At 58.8% G+C, this 20323-nt stretch carries 18 protein-coding genes; 4 read left to right on the forward strand and 14 right to left on the reverse strand.

Going from position 1 to position 20323, the window contains the following annotated elements; translation table 11 throughout:
- Window positions 1-13: 13 nt before the first annotated feature.
- The 10 genes from flgK to JHX88_RS19015 all read right to left on the reverse strand — a co-directional run bounded on the left by flgK (window position 14) and on the right by JHX88_RS19015 (window position 12234).
- Window positions 14-1471, reverse strand: a complete 1458-nt coding sequence (gene flgK / locus JHX88_RS18970; protein WP_076527375.1) for a flagellar hook-associated protein FlgK — start codon at window positions 1469-1471, stop codon at window positions 14-16.
- 40 nt (window positions 1472-1511) lie between these two features.
- Window positions 1512-2828: a flagellar hook protein FlgE gene (locus JHX88_RS18975; protein ID WP_076527321.1), complete on the reverse strand. Its 1317-nt coding sequence runs from the start codon at window positions 2826-2828 to the stop codon at window positions 1512-1514.
- A gap of 83 nt (window positions 2829-2911) precedes the next feature.
- The gene (locus JHX88_RS18980; protein WP_076527320.1) at window positions 2912-3676 is read right to left on the reverse strand and encodes a flagellar motor protein MotB; all 765 of its coding nucleotides are present in this window, start codon (window positions 3674-3676) and stop codon (window positions 2912-2914) included.
- Window positions 3677-3772: 96 nt separating this feature from the next.
- Window positions 3773-4993, reverse strand: coding sequence for a phenylacetate--CoA ligase family protein (locus JHX88_RS18985; RefSeq protein WP_076527319.1), 1221 nt, complete (start codon window positions 4991-4993; stop codon window positions 3773-3775).
- 9 nt (window positions 4994-5002) lie between these two features.
- Complete coding sequence (locus tag JHX88_RS18990; RefSeq protein ID WP_076527318.1) at window positions 5003-5824, reverse strand: ABC transporter ATP-binding protein; 822 nt, start codon at window positions 5822-5824, stop codon at window positions 5003-5005.
- A 58-nt stretch (window positions 5825-5882) separates the two neighbouring features.
- Complete coding sequence (locus JHX88_RS18995; RefSeq protein ID WP_076527374.1) at window positions 5883-7166, reverse strand: ABC transporter substrate-binding protein; 1284 nt, start codon at window positions 7164-7166, stop codon at window positions 5883-5885.
- A gap of 56 nt (window positions 7167-7222) precedes the next feature.
- The gene (locus JHX88_RS19000) at window positions 7223-8299 is read right to left on the reverse strand and encodes a branched-chain amino acid ABC transporter permease (RefSeq protein ID WP_076527317.1); all 1077 of its coding nucleotides are present in this window, start codon (window positions 8297-8299) and stop codon (window positions 7223-7225) included.
- Window positions 8300-8434: 135 nt separating this feature from the next.
- Complete coding sequence (locus JHX88_RS19005; protein ID WP_084203242.1) at window positions 8435-9418, reverse strand: branched-chain amino acid ABC transporter permease; 984 nt, start codon at window positions 9416-9418, stop codon at window positions 8435-8437.
- 24 nt (window positions 9419-9442) lie between these two features.
- The gene (locus JHX88_RS19010) at window positions 9443-10252 is read right to left on the reverse strand and encodes an ABC transporter ATP-binding protein (protein ID WP_419182372.1); all 810 of its coding nucleotides are present in this window, start codon (window positions 10250-10252) and stop codon (window positions 9443-9445) included.
- A 5-nt stretch (window positions 10253-10257) separates the two neighbouring features.
- Window positions 10258-12234, reverse strand: a complete 1977-nt coding sequence (locus JHX88_RS19015) for an AMP-binding protein (protein ID WP_076527315.1) — start codon at window positions 12232-12234, stop codon at window positions 10258-10260.
- A 208-nt stretch (window positions 12235-12442) separates the two neighbouring features.
- Here JHX88_RS19015 and JHX88_RS19020 point away from each other — a divergent pair, with 208 nt between their 5' ends.
- From JHX88_RS19020 to JHX88_RS19030, 3 genes are read left to right on the forward strand one after another with little or no spacing between them, the layout of a single operon-like run.
- The gene (locus JHX88_RS19020) at window positions 12443-14314 is read left to right on the forward strand and encodes a PAS-domain containing protein (protein ID WP_076527314.1); all 1872 of its coding nucleotides are present in this window, start codon (window positions 12443-12445) and stop codon (window positions 14312-14314) included.
- Entirely contained in the window at window positions 14311-15012 is a 702-nt protein-coding gene (locus JHX88_RS19025) for a response regulator transcription factor (protein ID WP_076527313.1), read from the forward strand. Before JHX88_RS19020 ends, JHX88_RS19025 begins: the two co-directional genes overlap by 4 nt.
- A gap of 44 nt (window positions 15013-15056) precedes the next feature.
- A complete protein-coding gene (locus JHX88_RS19030) occupies window positions 15057-15566 on the forward strand; it encodes a PaaI family thioesterase (RefSeq protein ID WP_272848109.1) in 510 nt (169 codons plus the stop codon).
- A gap of 91 nt (window positions 15567-15657) precedes the next feature.
- On the opposite strand, the gene JHX88_RS19035 is transcribed toward JHX88_RS19030, so the two are convergent.
- A complete protein-coding gene (locus JHX88_RS19035; protein ID WP_272848287.1) occupies window positions 15658-17103 on the reverse strand; it encodes an aldehyde dehydrogenase family protein in 1446 nt (481 codons plus the stop codon).
- A gap of 183 nt (window positions 17104-17286) precedes the next feature.
- On the opposite strand from JHX88_RS19035, the gene JHX88_RS19040 reads away from it, so the two are divergent.
- On the forward strand, window positions 17287-17943 hold the full coding sequence (locus JHX88_RS19040) for a redoxin domain-containing protein (protein WP_076527311.1): 657 nt from the start codon (window positions 17287-17289) through the stop codon (window positions 17941-17943).
- 39 nt (window positions 17944-17982) lie between these two features.
- On the opposite strand, the gene JHX88_RS19045 is transcribed toward JHX88_RS19040, so the two are convergent.
- From JHX88_RS19045 to JHX88_RS19055, 3 genes are read right to left on the reverse strand one after another with little or no spacing between them, the layout of a single operon-like run.
- Entirely contained in the window at window positions 17983-18810 is an 828-nt protein-coding gene (locus JHX88_RS19045) for a glycosyltransferase (protein ID WP_076527310.1), read from the reverse strand.
- Entirely contained in the window at window positions 18807-19583 is a 777-nt protein-coding gene (locus JHX88_RS19050; RefSeq protein WP_272848110.1) for a hypothetical protein, read from the reverse strand. The genes JHX88_RS19045 and JHX88_RS19050 overlap by 4 nt, the downstream gene beginning before the upstream one ends.
- Window positions 19583-20323, reverse strand: a complete 741-nt coding sequence (locus JHX88_RS19055; RefSeq protein ID WP_076527308.1) for a glycosyltransferase family 25 protein — start codon at window positions 20321-20323, stop codon at window positions 19583-19585. Before JHX88_RS19055 ends, JHX88_RS19050 begins: the two co-directional genes overlap by 1 nt.

Below are 20323 nucleotides of genomic sequence, written 5' to 3' on the forward strand. Positions count from 1 at the left end.
TTTGTCAACATAGTCACCACCTTAGAACCTGATCCATCATTTCATCGATTGCCTGGATGACCCGTGCGTTGGCCGCGTAGGCTTGCTCGTATTCAAGCAGTCGCTGCAACTCGACGTCGCTGTTCACCCCTTCGGAAAAAAACCGCCCAGATATCGTATCTGCCTGACTGTTCTTTAGTGCGCTGTCTGCCTCGGCGGTATTCCGACGGGATATCACGCGTGATTCGAGAATTGCCAAGCGACGACCCAGTGACGCTTTCTCTCCAAACACGCTTCCGGCTGGGGGATCGCTCCGGCGAAGCATGGCTTTTTCCAGTTCGACAAGGAGACCCGAATCTCCGGCGGGACCTGCCGTCGAGGCCCCCAACCCGTCTCGCAAGCGCCACAGTTCGCCACCGGCCGACGGATCAACAACAGGATTAAGAGCTATACGGGTAGCCAGTCCGGGCATTTTCTCGGGGATCGCCCGATCTCGGCCATCGACAAATAACCCCGGAACATTGGCGGTTATCGTAGAATCGACCGCCGGATCGGCAAAACGATCATGTAGTTCCAATACGAATGAATCGAGTTCTTGCTGGATCTGGGGGCCAAAATAATCGCGAATTTCAAAATTGGCCGAAAGCGTGCCACCAGAGAAAAAACGCATCCGAGCCGCTGAAAGCTCTTTCCCATCCACGATCAGACGCCCAACTGACCTGTCATCCACCGATCGTTCCGCCGACAAACGCGACGCGGGCTCAAATGCAATCTGGCTGGGCACAGTGCCATCCAGTAAGGGCGCCCCCTCTGTCGTGAAAAGCGCCACTTTTCCGGCCTTTCGTGCGATCTCTTGCACCGGAACGATACTATTGATCTGATCGATCGTCGCTTGACGCTCATCGATCAGCGGCGATGGGTCTTTTCCCTGGTTGGAGATGATTGAAATCCGACGGTTTAAATAAGCAACCTGAGCAAGGCCGTCATTCAACAAGCTCACATCCAAAGCAATGGCTGAATCCGCATTCGTCCTGGCAGTTTGAACGGCATCCGAGGCGCTGTTGAGGCGGGTAGCCAATTCCTTCGCTGATTGAGCAAGTTTTAACAACCGGTTCTTATCTTCTGGCCGGCCGCTTGCATCGAGCAGGCTCGCCTGAAAGGCTGTCAACGCACTGCCAAGTCCTCCCGTAGAGCCGGGAAGCCCGATCACCTCTTCCATTTTCTGAAAAAAATCCAAGCGCTTTGATGACTCTGCCTTTGCGGCGCCAGCAATGCGCTGCTCCGCCAGAAGCCCCGCATTTACGACGCGAGAGATACTGTCGATACGGACCCCACCTCCACTCCCGCCCAGACCCCGCGCACTGAGAACAATTTCACGGCGCGCATATCCAGATGTCTGCATATTTGCCAGATTGTCGGCGACAACCTCTGTTCCACGGGTTGTAGCAGTAAGTCCGGATACTGCATTGGAGAGTGCTTTGGCGAGACTCATCGCTGTCATTCCTTTCCTGACCGCATCAATGCGTCAACGTTCAGCGCTTGATATTCGTGGTTTCCTGTAGCATCTCATCCACCGTTTGGATCACTTTCGCGTTTGACGAATAGGCCCGCTGCGTCTGAATCATATGCGTCAGTTCTTCGGCGATATCGGTGGTTGACGCCTCACGGGCGTAGCCCTGAATCGATCCCGTTGGCCCATCACCGGCATTCCAAAGAAAAAAGCTTCCCGAGGTCTGCGAAATGCTGAATGTTTGCGCACTGCCAGTCTGTAGGCCATTAACATTCGGAACGGATACCAGCGGAATCTGATACAGGGTCTTCACGATACCCGTGTCATAGGTGGCCTTGATGAAGCCGCTTTCGTCGATTTCCGTCGAAGTCAACCTCCCTGCCGCCGCACCGTTTTTGTGGACATTGGTCGGGGCATAATCTTCTCCGATTTGCCTGAGATAACCATCGAGACTACCAAGTTTGCCAATTTCGATTTCCATATCACCGTCGGCTACCTGTAGTGCCAATACCCCCGTATCCGGGTCATATTCACCACCCGAAAGCCTGGTCACATTTGCAATTCCTCCGGCAAGTTCAGCACTGCCATCAAAAGCGATCCGATATGAACCAATAAGATTTTCCGTAGGATCCGAGGCAAGATCTCGAATGTCGACCTGCCAAGTGAGCGACATCCCGTCAGGGTTCGAAACATCTGGTGTAAAGGTCAGCTCCAGCTGATTGCTGATGCCGAGATTGCCAAAATATTCGATAGGATAAACAATCGGATCGCCTGATGCTGTCGGCAATGTTTCACTTGCAGGCAGGGTTATGCCCAGCTTTATCTGTGTGGTCGGATCACTGACGGTTCTGTCCCCTGCAATCCGCACAGGTTCAAGCCCCTTCATCGTATCTCGAGAAAAGGTCGGGACGGTACCCTCCTTCGACGCAGGCCATCCCATCAGCACAAGCCCAGAATCCGTGCGAAGGAACCCGTTGGCGTCGGGATTGAAGCCCCCTGTACGCGTCATAAGCATCGGCAGTTGTGACGAACCGCCAGTAACGTCGTTGATAGATGTCACTGGCAACATGCCGGCACCGGCGATAGCAATATCCATGGAGTTGGAGGTTGAGATCAGTGTACCGGTTTGATCGATTTCACGCTTCGATGATGCCCGGACGCCACCTGCTGAATAGGTTCCGCCACCCGATTGGTTCAGCACAAGGGAATCGAACTCCGTCGCGACCCGCTTGTACCCATGGGTCCCGGTATTAGCGATATTATCCGATATGGAAGCAAGTCGCGTTGAATTTGCCATAAGGCCGGCCACACCCGCGCCCATCGCTGAAGTCATGGACATGATTTGAGTCCTCTCTTTGACGTATTGTCGACAGCATCGGAGGGACAGCTTAAGATCCGCCTAACGGGCAGGCTCGTTCCGGCCTATCTCAGTAAAATCACTTCAATGCGGTTGTTCGCAGGAGCCATCGGGTTGCCTTCACGATTCTTTCTGTCGGCGTAGCCTGTGACGCGCTGCACACGCCGGTCCGGCTGTCCCGCCTGATCAAGCAGATTGCGCATCGAATGAGCCCGCGCATCTGATAGTGCCCATACCGGCGAAGAGACCAAGACCTCTGGATAAGAACGGACATGGCCGGAAATCGCCAAATCATTCCGGGTCTGTTTCAGAACACGCGCCAATAGCGAGGCCAGTTCCTTCAATACTGGTTGTGGCTGGGCCGTGTCGTCAACAAATAGAGGCTGATCCGTCAGGTCGGTCAATTCGATCACCAACCCTTCATCCGTCATCCGGGTCACGACATGACGCAGGAGATTGGTCATCTGCATGGACTCGGCCCCGGACCCAGTCAGCTCATCCTGAACCTGCTTCGCCACCTGCTCGAAATCGCCAGCCTTCTCCGAGTCCGGCAGATTGTCGGATATGGCGTGGCGAACACCTTCCTCGGTATCGTCGCCATCTGCCCCGGATCTCTGGACAATTGTCGGATTGAAGTAATCGGCGAGACCTGATCTTTGCTGTTCGGTCGTGGCATTCAGCAACCACATCAAAAGGAAAAAAGCCATCATCGCGGTGACGAAATCCGCATAGGCCACCTTCCATGCGCCACCGTGATGCCCTGCTTCGGCGGTCCCGACATCGCGCTTGATAATAAGTACCGCCCCTGCAGCTCCCTTGTTCGCCGCCATTTCGCCACCCGAATTAATGTTTCATCAACGAGAACATCCGGGCAACAAAGCGCTAAAACAAGTTAACCTCTCAAATACGAATATTTAAAGGTTTCTTCATTCGTAGTTGCGCCTGTCCTCGATCACCTTGCCATCATTGGGCAGGCTTCCTGGCGGCACGATCTCGACCCGCCCTTTCAGCTTCAGCATATCCGCGACCGAAGCGGCATATGCCTCGGTGGAAACGGCTCGTGATTCCAGTTGCACGGTCATGACATCCCTCTCCCCGTCGCGCTCGGCAATCACACGGGCACGGGCAATCTCGGGATGGCGGGCCATCAAAGCGGCCACCTGCTCGGGGCGCACGAACATCCCCTTGATCTTGGTCGTCTGATCGGCACGGCCCAGCCAGCCCTTGATCCGCATATTGGTTCGGCCACAGGGCGAGATGCCAGGCATCACCGCCGACAGATCCCCGGTGGCAAAGCGCAACAGCGGATAATCGGGGTTCAGCGTCGTCACCACGACCTCGCCCACCTCACCCGCAGGAAGCGGATCACCGGTGCCGGGACGCACGATCTCGACGATAACCCCCTCATCGACGATCATGCCATCGAGCGCATCGCTCTCATAAGCGATATTCCCCAGATCCGCGGTGGCATAGCATTGCCGTGTGACGATCCCACGATCAGAATAGCCCTGCCGCAGGGATGGAAACAAGGCACCTCCACCGACGACAGCCTTGGAGATTGACAGTCGTTTACCCATCTCGTCCGCGCGATCGAGGATGACCTTCAGAAAATCCGGGGTGCCAGCATAGCAGGTCGTGCCGATATCGACGGCAGCTGATACCTGCAATTCGGTCTGCCCGGTGCCGGCGGGCAACACAGCGGCGTCCACCGCCCGTGCCCCGGATTCGAACATCATTCCGGCAGGCGTCAGGTGATATCCGAAACAATTCTGCACGATATCGCCAGCCCCGACCCCCGATGCATGCAGGAACCGGCCCAATCGCCACCAGTCCCCGGAATGCCGACCCGGTTCATAGATCGGACCGGGGCTCTGAAAGATCTGATCGAACTCGTTGGCAGGCCGGGTAGTATAGCCTCCAAATGGCGGAGATTTCTTCTGCGCGTCGGAAAGTTCAGCCTTGCGGATCACCGGCAGCCGAGCGAGCGCCGCAAGGTCGGCGATATCCTCTGGCTCGACATCGCGCAGCAGCCGCGCAAGGGCAGGCGCGGTCTTGGCACGCGCGATCACGAGCGGCAATGCCTCGGCCAGTGCGGCCTCCCGTATCTCGTGGTCACGGGTTTCCAGATCATCATAATAGCCGGTCATAATCGCTCCTCAGGCCAGCCAGCGTTTGCGGCGGCGATAGCTGCGCACGTCGCGGAAGGATTTGCGGCCTTCGTCCGACATGCCCAGGTAGAATTCCTTGACATCAGGGTTTTCGCACAGCGCGGTGGCGGGTCCGTCCATCACCACCCGGCCATTCTCAAGGATGTAGCCGTAATGCGCATATCGCAGAGCCACATTGGTGTTCTGCTCGGCCAACAGGAAAGTCACCCCTTCACCCTCGTTCACCGCCTTCACGATCTGGAAAATCTGTTCGACCAGTTGCGGTGCCAACCCCATCGACGGTTCGTCCAGCAGGATCATCTCGGGGCGGGACATCAATGCGCGCCCCATCGCCGTCATCTGCTGTTCGCCGCCCGATGTGTAACCGGCCTGCGATTTCCGCCGCTCACGCAGACGCGGAAAATATTCATAAACCATCTCGAGATCGCGCCTGATTGCCGCCGCCCCGTCACGGCGCGTATATGCGCCCGTCAGAAGATTTTCTTCAACCGTCAGATGCTCGAAACAATGCCGCCCCTCCATCACCTGGATGACGCCCTTGGTCACCAGTTCTGCAGGGTTCCGGGCGGCCACCTTCTCGCCACGATAGAGAATGCTTCCCTTGGTGACCTCGCCCCGTTCGCTCGCGAGCAGGTTCGAGATCGCCTTCAGCGTGGTTGTCTTACCCGCCCCGTTCCCGCCAAGAAGCGCGGTAATTCCGCCCTTGGGCACCGAAAGGCTGACGCCCTTCAGCACCAGGATGACATGGTTATAGATCACCTCGACATTATTGACTTCCAACAGAGTGTCGTCGTTTTCGGCATCAAGCATGGCGGTTCTCCGGGCCTGTATCGACCCCCGGCGGCGATGACCGCCGCCGGGAATGGCATCAGCAATCGCGTGGGGTGATCCCGGATTCCTTGGCATAGGCTTCGCTGTCCTCGGCGATCAGCGGGGCGATGATTTCCTGATCCGGCTCGGTAAATTCGGTGATCAGGTTCCATGCCTTTGCCTCGGCATCCCATTGCTGCAAACGGGCCATGCCGCTACCGCCATGGTTGTCGCAGCTCATTTTGATCTCGGGGCCGAAATCGGGAAGTCCCAGCTCGGTCAAACGTTCAGGTGTGATTTCCAATTGTTCGAAACCATTGCGAAGCTGTTCAGCATCGATCTGGGAAGCTCCCGCGATATCCTGCGCCTTGCGGATCGCCTCTGAGATCACCAAGGCCGCATAGAGGCCGCGCGAATACAGCACCGAGCCGACATGCTCGCCACCCTGCGAGGCGTTGCCTGGCTCGATGACGAATTCCTGCAGATCGTCATAGACTGGGTAATCCATGCCAACGCCGTGGAAGGTCAGCGCCTTGTAACCATCGGCCTTTGCGCCCACCGGCGTCACATCGACCTCGGAACCAGACCACCAGATGCCGATGAAATTCTCCATCGGGAAGCGAATATTGGAGGCCTCCTGGATCGCGGCCTGGTTCATCACGCCCCAGCCATACATGATGACGTAGTCAGGCTGATCCCGGCGGATCTGCAGCCATTGGCTTTTCTGCTCCTGGCCCGGCGCGTCGATCGGGATCTCGGATAAGGTGAAGCCGTGCTTCTCGGCCAATCCCTGCAAGGTCCGGATTGGTTCCTTGCCATAGGCCGAGTTGTGATAGACCAGCGCGATCTTCTTGCCGTTCAGATCGCCGCCATTCTCGTCCAGAAGATATTTGACCGCGACCGAGGCGCCGTCCCAGTAATTCGCCGGCGCGTTGAACACCCACTCGAACACCTTGCCGTTCTTGGCCGAGGTCCGCCCGTAGCCCGGCGTGTAAAGCACCTTCTTGTCGACCGAGACCTTTGGAATCAACTGGTAGGTGATGCCGGTCGAGAGCGGGTTATAGATCAACGCCCCGGTATCCTTGGTCGCCTCGTAACACTCGACACCCTTCTCGGTATTATAGGCCGTTTCGCATTCGGGCACCTGGACCATCTCGCCACCAATACCGCCGTCGCGTTCGTTCAGCAGAGTGAAATAGTCGTTGAAACCGTCGGCATATTGAGTGCCGTTCGCGCCATAGGCTCCGGTGCGATAGGACAGGTTCGGCACGATCAGATCGGCCATTGCGGGCGCCGCTGCCATCATTCCGGCTGCGACAAGTGCGGTGAGTTTCATTTTCATTCGGGTCTCCTCCCCAAAGTTGAACATTGCCGGTTTTCCGGTCTTTCCATTTGAAATCAGTGTGGGAACGGCCAGAGGCGCAGCTTCTCCTTGGTCAAGGCCCAGAGCCGTGCCAGACCATGCGGTTCGGCGATCAGGAAAAACACGATCAGGCCACCCACGATCATCAGCTCGATATGCGCTGCCAGATCGGTCGGCCATCCAAGGCCGCCAACCAGAACGTTCTTCAACAAGACCGGTAGCAGCACCATGAACGCCGCCCCCGCAAAGCTGCCGAAGATGCTGCCAAGACCGCCGATGATGATCATGAACAGGACTAGGAAGCTCTTGTTGATTCCGAAGGCTTCGCCAACCTCTGCCGCCCCAAGATAGACGGCGAACAAGAGCGCCCCCGCAACACCCACGAAGAAACTGGACATGGCAAAGGCCGACAGTTTGGCGGTCAACGGGTTCACCCCAATGATCTCGGCAGCGATATCCATGTCCCGGATCGCCATCCATTTCCTTCCTGACATGCCGCGTGTCAGGTTACGTGCCACCCACGCGAGAACGAAGGCGAAGACTAAGCATATCAGGTATTTCGCCGGAGCGCTGGTGGCTGGACCGGTGACAGCATAGCCCAGTATGGTCCGCTCGGGCGCGTTGATCTGGCCCGAGGCAGAATAATTGTAGAACCACGGCACCTTGTTGAAGAGCCAGACGAGAAAGAACTGTGCGGCCAGTGTGGCGACGGCCAGGTAGAAGCCCTTGATCCTGAGCGAGGGTAACCCGAACAGCATGCCGACAATCGCGGTGATCCCACCGGCCAACAGGATGTGAATGACGATGCTGATCTCGGGGAAAGCCGTCATCAGCTTGTAGACTGCATAGGCGCCGACCGCCATGAACCCCCCGGTCCCGAGACTGACCTGCCCGGCATAGCCGGTCAGGATATTCAACCCCAATGCCGCGATGGCATAAATCAGGAAGGGCACGAAAACCGCATTCGCCCAATAGTCATTGATTACGAATGGCACGACCAGGAAGGCCACTACAAGCGCGGCGTAATAGGCCCACCTGTCCAACCGGATCGGAAAGGTCTGCCCGTCGTCACGGTAGCTGGTCTTGAAATCGCCTGCTTCACGATACAGCATCGCGGCGCTCCTCTTGTAGCCGTTGCAGCGGGGGCTTCGCGCCCCCGCACCCCCGCGGGATATTTCCGTGAAGAAGAAAGCCCATCGTCTTCTTCATACAAATATCCCCGCCGGAGGCATAAAACCTTTCCATCATCAAACTCTTTCGATGATCCGCTCGCCGAACAGCCCTTGCGGACGGAACACCAGGAAAAGCAGCGCGAGAACATACGCAAACCAGTTCTCGGTCGCGCCGCCGATCATGGGGCCGATGAAGAATTCGAACAGCTTTTCGCCCACTCCGATGATCAAACCGCCGACGATGGCTCCGGGGATCGAGGTGAAGCCACCCAGCATCAGCACCGGCAAGGCCTTGAGCGCGATCAGCGAGAGGCTGAATTGCACACCCGACTTGGTGCCCCACATGATGCCCGCAACCAGTGCGACGAAGCCCGCGATCGACCAGACCATGACCCAGATGAAGCGCAGCGAAATGCCCACAGACAGCGCCGCCTGATGGTCGTCGGCCACCGCTCGCATGGCACGGCCCTGCTTGGTATATTGCGCGAAGGCGACAAGGGCGGCGACCAGCAACGCCGCGATCAGGGTGGCCCAGATATCCAGCCGGTCGATGAAAAGGCCATAACCGAACCATTCTGCCGTCGCGGTCTCGATGGTTTCCGAGATTCCCTGCGGCAACCCGACATCCAGGTTCTTGATATCGGCTCCCCACATCACGTCGCCCAGACCTTCGAGGAAATAGGCGAGACCGATGGTCGCCATGAAGAGAATGATGGGTGCCTGCCCGATCAGATGCTGAAGCACCAGCTTTTCGATCAGGAAGGCCAGCAACACCATCACCGCACCGGTCAGCAAAATCGCCAGCACCGACGGCACGGTCCAGCCGAAATGTTCGATATGTGTCCCAAACATGGCATTGATCATATGAGCGAAGGGCACCTGCCCCTGCTGGATGCCGACCAGCGTCAGGGCCGCGAACAGCGCCAGCACGCCCTGTGCATAGTTGAACACGCCCGAGGCCTTGAAGATCAGCACGAAGCCAAGCGCGACCAGCGCATACATGACCCCGGTCATCAACCCGTTCAGAAAGACTTCGGCGGCAAAATACATCTGGTCCATCAGATTGCCTCCCATGGGCATAGATCAGTCATGCGCCACCCCCAGATAGGCATCGATGACCTCCTGGTTGTTGCGCACCTCATCAGGCGTTCCGTCGCCGATCTTGCGGCCGTAATCCATCACGACCACCCTGTCGGACAAGTCCATGACCACGCCCATATCGTGCTCAATCAGCGCAATCGTCGTGCCGAATTCATCATTCACGTCGAGAACGAAGCGGGACATGTCCTCCTTTTCCTCGACATTCATTCCCGCCATCGGCTCGTCCAGCAGCAGGATCTGCGGCTCGGCGGCCAGCGCCCGCGCCAGTTCGACGCGTTTTTTCAGCCCGTAAGGCAAGCGCCCGACCGGCGTCTTTCGAATGTTCTGAATCTCGAGGAAATCGATGACTCGCTCGACATGCTCGCGGTTCTTGATCTCTTCGCGTTCAGCCGCTCCCCACCACAGTGCCTGCGACAGCAACCCGGATTTCATCCTGTTCAGCCGCCCAGTCATGATGTTGTCCAGCACCGTCATGCCATCAAACAGCGCGATGTTCTGGAACGTCCGTGCGATACCGAGGCGCGCCACCTCGTAAGGTTTCATCGGCCCGCGGCGCTGGCCCTTGAACCAAACCTCGCCCTCCTGCGGGACATAGAAACCCGAGATCACGTTCAGCATCGAGGATTTGCCCGCGCCATTGGGTCCGATGATCGCACGGATCTCGCCCTCGCGGATGTCAAAGCTGATGTCCTTGATTGCCTCGACGCCGCCGAAGCGCAAGATAATGCCTTTCATCTCCATCAGCACGCCGCCGGTCTGGCGGCCATCCGCGGTGGTCGTGGTTTCGCTCATCCGGTTCATTGCGCCGCCACCTTCTGCTGCCGCGCCGCACCGAAGACCTGCACATCCTCGATCTTCAGCGTCGCCTTGATCTTGCCCTTGCGGCCATCCTCATAAGTGACCTCGGTTTCGGTATAGATGCTGTCCGAACCGTCATAGAGTGCGTCCACGAGATCACCGAACTTGTCGCCGATCACGGCGCGGCGGACCTTGCGTGTCCGGGTCATCTCGCCATCATCTGGATCCAACTCCTTGTGCAGAACGAGGAAACGATGGATCTGGCAGCCGGACAGCATCTCGTCTTCGGCGACGGACTTGTTGGCCTCTTCGACATGCGCCTTTATCGTCGCATAGACTTGCGGATGACCAGCAAGTTCTTGGTAGGAAGCATAGGCGATATTGTTCCGCTCGGCCCAATTGCCGACCGCGCTCAGATCGATATTGATCATCGCGGTGCAATAGTCACGTCCATTCCCAAGCACCACGGCTTCAAGGATATTCGGATAGAATTTCAGCTTATTCTCGACATATTTGGGCGCGAACATACCGCCATCGGCCATCTTGCCGACATCCTTGGCCCGATCGATGATCCTCAGATGACCCGTGGATTCCTCGAAGAACCCCGCATCTCCCGTAGCCACCCAGCCTTCTGCATCCTTGGTCGAGGCAGTGCTATCGGCATTCTTGTAATATTCGACGAAAGTGCCGGGGCTGCGATAGAAAACCTCGCCATTCTCAGCGATCTTAACCTCGACACCGGGAGAAGGCACACCCACCGTATCGGAACGCACCTGCCCGTCGGGCTGTTGGGTGATGAACACAGAAGCCTCGGTCTGGCCGTAAAGCTGTTTCAGGTTGATCCCAAGCGAGCGGTAGAAATCGAAAATTTCGGGGCCGATCGCCTCGCCCGCTGTATAGCCCACACGGATGCGGCTATAGCCAAGAGTGTTCTTCAGCGGGCCATAGACCAAGAGATTGCCCAAGTTGTAAGCCATCCGGTCCATGAAACCGACGTTCTCACCGTCAAGCATCGCCGGACCGACCCGGCGCGCCACCGCCATGAATCGATGGAACAGCCAGCGCTTGAATCGGCTCGCATCCTCCATCCGGATCATCACAGTGGTCAACTGGCCTTCGAAAACGCGGGGCGGCGCGAAGAAATAGCTTGGTCCGATCTCGCGCATATCCGTCATCATGGTATGGGCGCCCTCGGGGCAATTCACGGTAAAGCCAGCCCATAGCGCCTGTCCCATCGAGAAGATGAAATCGCCGACCCATGCCATCGGCAGATAGGCGACAATCTCTTCACGCTGCGTCAGGTGGTCGAAATCGCAACTGTTCTTCGCTGTCTCGATGATATTGCGGTTCGACAGCACCACGCCCTTGGGCTTGCCTGTGGTGCCCGATGTATAAAGCATCACGCAGGTAGTGTCGTAATCCAACCCGGAAATCCGGCTGTCCAACTCAGGCCCCAACCGCGTTGCTGCAGCCCGTCCTTCTTCCTGCACATCGGCCAGAGCGTTCATGCGGGAATGGTCGTATTTCCTCATGCCCCGCTTATCGGTGTAGACGATCTGCTCGATCCCCTTCACCGTTTCTTCGATTTCCAAAACTTTGTCGACCTGCTCTTGATCGCCGCAAATCACAAAACGTGCGCCGCAGTGATCCAGCACATAGGCCATCTCTTCGGCCACCGCGTCCTGGTACAGGGGCACGGGGATCGCCCCGCACATCTGCGCCGCGATCATGCTCCAGTAATGGGCCGGGCGGTTGCGTCCGATGATCGCAACGTAATCGCCAGGCTTCAGGCCGAGTACCAGAAATCCGAGCGCCAGCGTCCGGATTTCCTCTGCCGCCTCTGTCCAGCTCCAGCTTTGCCAGATGCCGAATTCCTTTTCGCGATAGGCGGGCCTGTCACCGAAACGGGCCGCATTCCGCGCCAACAGCGCGGGAACAGAATGCAACTCACCCTTAGGCGCATGCTGGTCCGTCATGTCTCCTCCCTGGTCCGCGCGTTTTTTTTGCGCGTTACCCGAAACCTCCTCCGCTCCGGATAGCGATCACATTTGCCGCCAATCTTTGCCGTAGTTTTGCGCGAATCCTACGAAATGTTACAGCACTTCCGCAAATTCCAAAGCGGTGCTATCCGAGAGCAGAGGGCGGAGGAGGGCAAATGACAGATCACGGAAACACGAGCAGGTCATGACGCCCGAGGAACTTCGTGCCGATCTGACCCATTCGGGCCTCAACCTCATCGGTCAGGCCTTGTCGATCTTTGATGCCGATCTGCGGCTCGCCGTCTCGAATCGGCAATATCAGGCGATGTTCGACCTGCCCGACGCATTGGTCCAACCCGGCACCAGCTTCGAGGATACGATCCGCCACATCGTCCATCGCGGCGAATACGGACCGCAGGACGACCCCGAGGCCGCCGTGGCCTCGCGCGTCGAACAGGCCCGCACCTTCCAGCCGCATTATTTCGAGCGCCAGCGCGCTAATGGAAAATGGATCGCCGTGGAAGGCGCCCCGCTGTCGCAGGGCGGCTGGATCACGGTCTATACCGACATCACCGATATCAAGCAGCAGGAAGCGCTGCTTCGGGCGCGTTCCGAGGAGCTGTCCGAACAGGTGCTCGATCATGCCGAACGGCTGGCCGCCGCCAACCGCGAACTCGCCGCCACCAATGCCGCCCTGCAAGAGGCGCAGCGGGTCCTGACACGTACCGAGGCCCGCACGCGGCAGGTGACCGAAATGGTCCCCGCCCATATCGCCCATCTGGACACCGATTACCGCTATACCTTCTCGAATCGCCAGCAGCCGATGGTCTTCCCCGGCAGCATCGGCAACGTTATCGGCAACACCGTCGCGGAGGCTTTGGGAGCCCAGACCTTCGCCACCCTGCGTCCCTGGATAGATCGCGCATTGGCGGGGGAATCGCAGGTCTTCGAGATGACCCACAAGCCCTCGGGGCGGCGTATCCGCATCGCCCTGACTCCGGACCGGGTGGGCAAAGGGGCCTATGTGCTCTCAACCGATGTCAGTGCAGAGGTGCAGGCCCGCGAAGCGCTGAGCCATGCCAGCAAGCGGAGTCTCGCAGCACAGCTCACTTCGGGCATGGCGCATGATTTCGGCAATCTGCTGACGATCATCCTCGGGCTGCAGGGACGGTTGGCCGCGATGCCCCTGCCCACTGGGGCCGCCGAGGACGTGCAGGCCACCCTGGCCGCAGCCCGCAGAGGCGCCGCATTGCTCGAACGATTGTCCAAGATCAGTGGTGGACGGGAAGTGTCGCTGCAACCCGTTGAACTCCCCCCTCTTCTGCGCGAGGTCGTGGCACTTGCCCGCCCATCGCTTGGCGATGGAGTGACACTCGGGGTATCCGTCGATCTGCCCGAGAAGCCTCTGCTTCTCGATTCCGGCGCCTTGCAGGATTCGCTTCTAAACCTGATCCTGAATGCCGATGCCGCCATGGCCGGACCGGGCCATATTGCCCTGACCGCATCCACCAGCGGCGAGTGGATAGAGATCACCGTCACCGACACCGGGCCCGGCTTTTCAGACGAAGCACTGACCCGCGCGACCGAGCCCTTCTTCAGCACCAAGAAGGGTCAGGGCTCCGGCCTCGGATTGTCGATGGTCTATGATCAGACCAAACTGATCGGTGGGACGATGCGGCTGGACAACACTGCTGGCGGCGCACGCGTCACCCTGCGCCTGCCCCACCGTCCCGTGACCCGCCAGATGGTTCTGCTGGTCGAAGATGACAATACTATCCGCACGGATATCCGCAGCCAGCTGACCGGCTTGGGCCATGCGGTCATCGAAGCCGCCAGCCTGAGCGAAGCGAAGGCGATGACCGATCTGCCGGGGCTGACAATGATCCTGTCCGATATCCAGCTTGGCGACGGATTGGGACTGGAGCTTGCAACTGACAGACTGCCGGTCGTGCTGATGACTTCCGTGCCTCCGGGCGATCCCCTGCGTAATGACGCGCCGGGGCCGGTACTGACCAAGCCCTTTACCACCTCCCGTCTCGCCGCCGCGCTGGCCGAGGCAAGCAAGGAACCCGTATGACCGATGCTCCGCTGATCGCGATCCTCGACGATGAACCCGAGATCCGACGCCTATTGTCCTCGGCACTGGAAGAGGCCGGGTTCCGGACCCAGAGTTTTGCCCGTGCCCTAGAGTTCGAAGCGGCATTGCGGCGCATCACTCCCGAGGCCTGCCTGATCGATCTCGGCCTCCCCGACCGCGACGGATTGGCACTGGTCCATCGCCTCGCCACGGAATCCGGCGCTGCGATCATCATCATTTCCGGCCGCGCGCAGGTTCAGGACAAGGTGACCGGACTGGAACTCGGGGCCGATGACTACATCATCAAACCATTCGAACCCGCCGAGGTCGTCGCCCGCATCCGCGCCCGCCTGCGCCGTCCTGCCCAGGTACCGGGCCGCAGCGGCCAGACGGTCCGTTTCGCCGATTGGACCGCCGATTTCGACCGCTACATGCTGATAGCCCCGGATGGCACCGAAGCACCTCTCAGCCATGCGGAGGCCGAGGTTCTACGCATGTTCATCGACAATCCGCGTCGCCTGATCACCCGCAGCCAGATGCTCGACACACTCGGCGGCACGGCAGGCGACAGCTTCGACCGCGCCATGGATGTCCGAATTTCGCGCTTGCGCACCAAGCTGGGCGAAGATCCGAAAAATCCGCGGCTGATCAAGACGATCTACGGCGCGGGCTACATATTCCTGGCGGAGATCAGCTGATATCGCAGCTATCCGCACGGCCCCGTTCGGGAGCGGATTCCCTGATGCGCGCCCATTTCCCGGACGCGACGTCATACTGGCTTGTTTATCGAGAGGCGTCGATACTGCCGCTGCAAGGAATTCGGGAGCCCGACATGAATCAGGATGCGATGCTCGACCTGGCGCGTTCGATTTTCACGAAGCAAGCCTTCACCCGGTATCTGGGCGCGGAACTGGTAGACCTCTCAGAGAACGCCGCGATCATAGAATTGCCCTTGCGCGACGAGCTTCGGCAGCAGCACGGATATGCCCATGGCGGGGCGTTGTCATATCTCGCCGACAACACGCTCACATTCGCCGGGGGGATGGCACTGAAGGGCGACGCCCTCACATCCGAATTCAAGATAAACTACCTTCGGCCAGCAAAAGCGGCATTGATACGAGCCGAGGCCAGCGCAATATCCGTTTCGGGACGTCAGGCGGTCTGTCGATGCGACATCTTCGCCATCGACGACGAAGAGAAGACCCTCTGCGCAACGGCTCAGGGAACCGTGGTAAGAGTGTCGAATGAGTAAAGCATTTCCCAAAAACCGGGCACCAGAACTTGGTGATACGATCGAAAAGCAGCCCGCCGGGCTGCTTTTCCTTACAATGCCATTGGGCAAGTTAGCTGGCGTCGCAATCCCAACCGCTGATGAACTTGGAATCCATGAATTCCTCGAGTCCCATCACGCCGCCCTCACGCGCCCGACCCGACATCTTGACCCCGCCGAATGCCGATCCCGGCCCGCGCGGCTCGCCATTCATCTCGACCATGCCCGAGCGTAGCTGACGCGCGACCCGATTACGCTTGGCACCGTCCTGCGTCTGGACGTAATTGGTCAGCCCGTAAGGCGTGTCATTAGCGATCTCGACGGCCTGTTCCTCATCGTCGAAAGGAATGATCGACAGAACCGGGCCAAAAATTTCCTGTTGCGCGATGGTCATGTCATTGCGGACATCGGCAAAGACCGTCGGACGCACGAAATAGCCGCGATTGACGCCTTCGGGCAGGCCGGGGCCGCCAGCAGCCAGGCGTGCGCCTTCGTCAATACCCGCCTGGATCAGATCCTGGATCTTGTCCCATTGCTGCTTGCTAACCACTGGCCCGATATGCTTGCCGGGTTGATGAGCGGTCGCGACCGATGTCTCTTCCGCAACCTTCACCGCCGTCTCGACCGCGCGGTCATAGGCTGACCGTTCGACCAGCATCCGGGTCGGCGCGTTGCAGGACTGGCCGCTGTTGTTGAAGCAATGCTGCGCACCACGGATCACCGCCTTGTCGTCGGCGTCGGCAAAGACGATATTCGCACCCTTGCCGCCCAGTTCCAGCACGACCTTCTTCAGCGTATCCGCCGCCGCCTTGCTGATCGCGATCCCGGCACGGGTCGAGCCGGTGAAACTGATCATCTCGACATCGTCATGGGTCGACAATTGCGTGCCCACGCCCGCGCCATCGCCATTCACGAGGTTGAAAACCCCCTTCGGCAAGCCCGCCTCGTCCAGATATTCGGCAAAGACCATCGAGGACAAAGGCGCGATTTCGGACGGCTTCAGAACTACCGTATTGCCGGCCAGCAGGGCGGGAATCACCTTGAGCGTCACCTGGTTCATCGGCCAGTTCCAGGGTGTAATCAGCCCGACGACGCCGATCGGCTCCCAGGTCACCATGGTCGTGGGCGCGTGATCCCCAAGCGGCCGAATGAACTCGAAATCCTTGAATGCCTTGATGAAATTCTTGATATGCCCACGTCCGGCCCCGACCTGGGCCGCCAGCGACATATCCTGGGGTGCGCCCATCTCGTGACTGATCGCCCATGCCATGTCATCGGCGCGGCGTTCGTAAATCTCGAGGATCTTCTCGACATAGCCCAACCGTTCGGCCGCAGAGATTCGCGACCAAGCCGGAAAGGCCGCCTTCGCGGCCGCCACAGCGGCATCCGTGTCTTCCTGACCGCCAAGACTGATCACGGCGGCCGCTTCCTCGTTCGATGGATCAACGACCTCCAGATCATTGGTCTTGGCCGGAGCGACCCACTGACCGTCGATATAGAATTTGCGTTTATCAAGCAGTGTGCCCATCATGTCCTCCTGAGATATGTCGGTCAGAAGGTGACACCGCACCCCGGCCTCTGCAAGGGGCGTATGGTGGGCGATCTGCCCGCGGACTTGTCAATCTGCGACATGCCAACGGGCTGGCAATCCCCGCCCGGGCACTTATGTTGATGGCAACGCAATCAAACGAAAGGACGGCCCATGTCTCTGCGCATCAATGACACCGCTCCGGATTTCACCGCCAACTCGACCCAGGGAGAAATCCGCTTTCACGAATGGCTCGGCGACAGCTATGCCATCGTCTTCAGCCATCCACGCGATTTCACCCCGGTCTGCACGACCGAATTCGGTGTCGTCGCGCAATTGGCAAGCGAGTTCGAAAAGCGCGGCACCAAGGTTGTCGGCGTCTCGGTCGACTCCGTCGGGGACCACCAGAGATGGCAACGCGACATAGAACAGGTTGCCGGCACGCCCGCGAATTTCGCGATCATCGACGACAGTACGCTGACCGTGGCCAAAGCCTATGACATGCTTCCCGCGGATTACTATCTGCCGACCGAAGGGCGCACGCCCCAGCATTCGGCCACGGTTCGCACCGTATTCATCATCGGCCCGGACAAGAAGGTGCGCCTGACCATGACCTACCCGATGTCGGTCGGCCGGAACTTTGCCGAGATCCTGCGGGCGCTGGACGCGGTGCAGAAAACCGACGGCGCTCCGCTGGCGACCCCGGCCAACTGGGTGCCGGGTCAGGATGTGATCGTCGCGTTGGCCCTGGACGACAAGGCAGCCGAAGAGAAATATGGCAAGCTGGATTTCAAGCTGCCCTATCTGCGCTTTGCCAAGGATCCGGCGTGACGCATTCACGACAAGCCCCGGCCAACCTGCCGGGGCTTGTCAGCCGGGCCATCCATATTTGCGCAACATCGCCTGCACCGCACGGTCATTGCCGCTGCCAGTAACATTCTCGGTCCGTAGGCTTGTCGCCTGACTGCCCGCCCATTCGACGATCCTGGCGCGCCCACCGATCTTCTGCGCTTCGATTCCGGCCATGCGATGCATCCAGTACAACCAGACATCGTCGCTACCGGGGCTTAATTGAGTAAACAGATCGTCGCGCAGAACATCCTCGTGGAAACTTCCGGGCGCATACAGCACCCCCATGACCCCGGTCAGAAAGACTAGCGCCGACTGCTCGGGGCGGGCGATATTGTGCTGCCATTCCTCGTAAGCTGCAGGCCCAAGATCACCGTTCAGGTTGATCCGATGTGCGCGGTTGCAAACGACCTGTGCCCGGCCCGATGCGGCCCGCACAAGTTCGGCCAGCCAATCCCGCGGATAATAGACGTCATCATCCGCAGTGACGATACAGGCCTCGGGATAGGCCGATAGCGTGGGGATGATCTTCTTGTAGGATCGCCAATCCGAACAGACCGCCACCTCCAACCCTTCGGATTTGAGGGCGACAATCTCTGGAGAAAGGTATTCCTCGTCTCCTTTGGCGAGCCACAGGATCACCTTGTCGGGCCGGACAGATTGCCGCAAGATCGCTTTCAAGGTGATCGCAAGGGTACCGAAACGGACCGGATAACTGGTCAGCGAGACGATCAGTGGAGCAGGCAGGCCATGAGGGGCACCCGGCTCGACAGGCCGGGCGTCGATTTCGGCGATTGCGCGCTTTTGCCGCTGGCGATGCTTCAGACGGCGAAAAACATCCGAGATCATGAACCTTCCCACGCGCGGCGCAGCCAATCGATATTACCGATCCGGCGGTACCAGCGATGCCCACCTCCGGCAAAGACATCGGCCATTTTCGGCTCGCCCGCGAAAAGGACGATCTTTGCGCCCTCCGGCAAGCTGGGAGCCTTGAGATAGCTGAGCAGGTTCCGCGGAACGCAATCATTCTTGAAGCTGACACACCAGCCCCTGGGCCAATAGTTCAGATGCCCATGGCTCGCCAGTTGAGCCGACTGGAACTGTTGACTGATCTCGTATCGCGCGGTCGCGGCAGCAGGATCGGCAAGAAATGCGTCGAGAATATAGTCATGCGCCCCGATCTCGAAGCGGAAGACACTGGAATTGCCGACACTGTGCAGGAACGCGTCACGTTCACGATTGATCCTGCGCAGTGGCTTGGGGCGGAACAGGTCATCATCACGGATAATGAAAAAATCTCCCGGGAGGTCGAAAAATGGTGACAAGTCATCCACCACGACCAGATCGATATCCAGAAACAAGGCAGTTCCCTGCATTCCGCCCAGATCGCGGCGAAACAAGGCCAGCTTGCGCCAGCGCGTATCTCCATGCCCTTCGGGCAGGCCAAGTTCCGGCAATGACTGTGCTTCGATCCCGGAATCGAGTCCCGAGGCATCATCGGTGAAACAGATAAAACGATGCGGCCGGGACAGGTGACGACGAACCTGCCGATAAAGCCGGTTCACATCTTCGGAACTGTAGAGCGTGCCCCATTTCATGCAAATGACACTTGCCGGTTTCATTATCGTTGCCCCTTCTCCCGACCGACTCGTACCGATATTCGGCGACGTAATCTATCCATCAGTGATCCCTTCCGTCTGGTAGGGGATTGACTGCCCGCAGCTATCGCCTTTCGCTGTTGATCCAGATGTGACACCCGTTGTCCCGGCACCTCGTGCATCACAAGGCGAGGCACCATCAACCACGCCTGCAGATCGTATAGCTTGGCCGGCCAATCAGCGGGATGGGTGACAGGAGTGCTGGTCTCGTATAACCGCTCTGCCGCCTCACGTGAGCAACTGTAGGCGCTCGTCATAGTCGCCTGCACTGCGGCACGGCGCAATTCACCGTCACGAACCCTGATCCGACGGAACGGCATCGCTCGGCCATACGCGAAATCGATCAGGACCATCGGCACATTCCGAAAATCACCCGACCGGACGAAATCGGCGAACCCCGGCTGTAAAATGCCATCGTCTTCCAGGATGACCGCACCCGGAAGGTCCGAAGTAACGATATACTGATAGATTTGACGATGCGACAAAGCGCAGGCCAGTTCGCCATCGCTCATCTGACGGCCGATCCGGGCGAAAGCCGCATCCCGGTCAACAAAGTCTTCGAATTCCGCGGGAAGACCCGACCGCCCGTCAACACCCATGAAAAGCTGATACGACAAGCCCGCCCTATCCAGTGCATCGAGCATTGGACGACGGCGATCGTCGTCACCTGGCAGCGTCAGAACAAAGATAGGCCAGTCTGACAT

It is taken from the genome of Paracoccus saliphilus (genome assembly GCF_028553805.1).
Lineage (GTDB): Bacteria > Pseudomonadota > Alphaproteobacteria > Rhodobacterales > Rhodobacteraceae > Paracoccus > Paracoccus saliphilus.